Source organism: Georgenia thermotolerans, assembly GCF_009193185.1.
Lineage (GTDB): Bacteria > Actinomycetota > Actinomycetes > Actinomycetales > Actinomycetaceae > Georgenia > Georgenia thermotolerans.
In genome coordinates, this window is record NZ_VUKF01000095.1 from 1 (window position 1) to 2,381 (window position 2,381).

Genomic DNA, 2,381 nt, shown 5'->3' on the forward strand with positions numbered 1-2,381 from the left:
TGATGACGCTCAGGTGAAACTCCCCAGACCTGCTCACTGAAATTCCCCACCCGTGTGGCTCCGCCGACGACGGTGGGGCCCCCTCGACGATGGCGGTCTCTGACCACCAGCCATCACCTCGAGGGAGCCCCACGTCATGCTGACACGGGAGGACGACATCGACGCGCACGCGTTGCACCGCCAGGGCTGGACGATCTCCGCGATCGCCCGGCACCTGGGCCATGACCGCAAGACCATCCGCGCCTACCTCGCCGGCGACCGCGAGCCGGGCGTACGTAAGCGCACCATCGCCGATCCGTTCGAGCCGTTCGTGGAGTACTGCCGCCGGCGCCTGGCCGAGGACCCGCACCTGTGGGCGACAACGTTGTTCGATGAGGTGGTCGAGCTCGGCTACGCCGGGTCATACCCGACCTTCACGCGGCAGCTACGCACGAGGGCGCTGCGCCCGGCGTGCGAGGCGTGCCGGCCGACCAAGGGCCGGCCGGTGGCGGTGATCGAGCACCCGGCCGGGGAGGAGACCCAGTGGGACTGGGTCGAGCTGCCCGACCCGCCGAAGGCGTGGGGGTGGGGCAAGAACGCCCATCTCCTGGTCGGCGTGCTGGCCCACTCCGGCAGGTGGCGCGGGGCGCTGCTGGAGTCGGAGGAGCAGGCTCACCTGATCGCCGGCCTCGACCAGATCACCCGCGCCCTCGGCGGGGTCACGAAGAGCTGGCGGTTCGACCGGATGGCCACTGTGTGCCACCCGCCGACCGGGAGGGTCACCGCCACGTTCGCGGCCGTGGCCAAGCACTACGGTGTTCAGGTTTCGATCTGCCCGCCACGGCGCGGGAACCGCAAGGGCGTGGTGGAGAAGGCCGTTCATGTCGCCGCGCAACGGTTCTGGCGCACCCTGCCCGACGACGTGAGCGTCGAGGAGGCCCAGGCGCGGCTGGACAAGTGGTGCACCACCCGCGGGGACACCCGGCTGCGGGCCACGAAGGACGGGAAGTCCTCGGTGGCCACCGTCGCCGCCGCCGAGCCCCTCGCCCCGGTCCCCGCGGCGCCGTTCCCCGCGACGGCGACCGTGACGCGGAAGGTCTCCGCGCAGGCGCTGGTGGCCCACCGCGGGAACTTCTACTCCGTCCCGCCCGAGCTCGCCCGCACCACCGTGGCCGTGTCCGTGCGGCTCGGCACCGGTCACCTCGACATCCACGCCGGGCCCGACGCGGTGGCCCCGGTCATCGCCCGGCATCGCCTCGCCGCCCCCGGCACGGGGGTGATGGTCCGCGACCACGGCCACGTCACCGCCCTGAACACCGAGGCGATGAAGGCCGCCACGAGCCAGATCCCGCACCGGTCCAAGGTCCGCATCCCTCCCGGCCCCGAGGCCCTGGCCGCCGCCGCCCAGCTCCGCACCGGCCAGCCCACCACCGCGACCGCCGAGGCCGCCGCGGTCGTCATCGACCTGTCCCGCTACGCCCAAGCCGCCCACGGAAGGAACACCCTGACATGACCACCACGACCACGACCGAGCCGATGAGCCCCTCCCAGGCCTCGCTCTACCAGCAGCTGCGCGGACACCTCGCCGCCCTGAAACTCACCGCCGCGGCCGAGCACCTGCCCGCCGTCCTGGACCAGGCCACCGCCGAGGGCCTGTCCTTGACCGCGGCGCTCGAGCGACTGCTCGCCCTGGAGGTCGAGGACACCGAGGCCCGCCGCCTCGCTGGCCGGCTGCGGTTCGCCTCCCTGCCCTCTCCCGCGACGATCGAGGGCTTCGACCTCGACGCCGCCCCCGGACTCGACCCGGCGCTGATCAACGAGCTGGCCACCTGCCGCTACCTCGAGACCGCCACCAACGTCCTGCTGATCGGCCCGCCCGGTGTCGGCAAGACCCACCTCGCCGTCGGGCTCGCTCGCAAGGCCGCCGAGGCCGGGTACCGCACCTACTTCACCACCGCCGCAGACCTGGCCGCCCGCTGCCACAAGGCCGCCATCGAGGGCCGCTGGGCCTACACCATGCGCTTCTTCGCCGGCCCGACGCTCCTAGTGATCGACGAGCTCGGCTACCTCCCGCTGCCTGCCGAGGCCGCCTCGGCGCTGTTCCAGGTCATCTCCCAGCGCTACCTCAAGACCTCGATCATCCTCACCACCAACCGGGGGGTGGCTTCCTGGGGCGAGGTCCTCGGCGACACCACCGTCGCCGCCGCCATGCTCGACCGGCTCCTGCACCGCTCCGTCGTGCTCAACCTCGAAGGCGACTCCTACCGGCTCCGCGCCCACCACGCCGCCACCGACACCCTCCGCCGAGCCACCACCGGCAACCCGCGACCGCTACATTGACAACCGCCTCCGGGTGGGGAATTTCAACGAGCACCCCTGGGGAAGATCGGCGAGCGGCATCA

Annotated in this window: 2 protein-coding genes; both read left to right on the top strand. The window is 72.3% G+C overall.

What is annotated here, in order from left to right:
- Nucleotides 1-136: 136 nt before the first annotated feature.
- Nucleotides 137-1,492, top strand: coding sequence for an IS21 family transposase (gene istA / locus GD970_RS21275; RefSeq protein ID WP_152204877.1), 1,356 nt, complete (start codon nt 137-139; stop codon nt 1,490-1,492).
- Nucleotides 1,489-2,319: an IS21-like element helper ATPase IstB gene (gene istB, locus GD970_RS21280; protein WP_152204878.1), complete on the top strand. Its 831-nt coding sequence runs from the start codon at nt 1,489-1,491 to the stop codon at nt 2,317-2,319. Before istA ends, istB begins: the two co-directional genes overlap by 4 nt.
- Nucleotides 2,320-2,381 lie beyond the last annotated feature (62 nt).

Excerpts from the sequence above, each read along its gene's own strand:
- istA (WP_152204877.1), top strand. The coding sequence starts at position 137 with ATGCTGACACGGGAGGACGACATCGACGCGCACGCGTTGCACCGCCAG.
- istB (WP_152204878.1), top strand. The coding sequence starts at position 1,489 with ATGACCACCACGACCACGACCGAGCCGATGAGCCCCTCCCAGGCCTCG.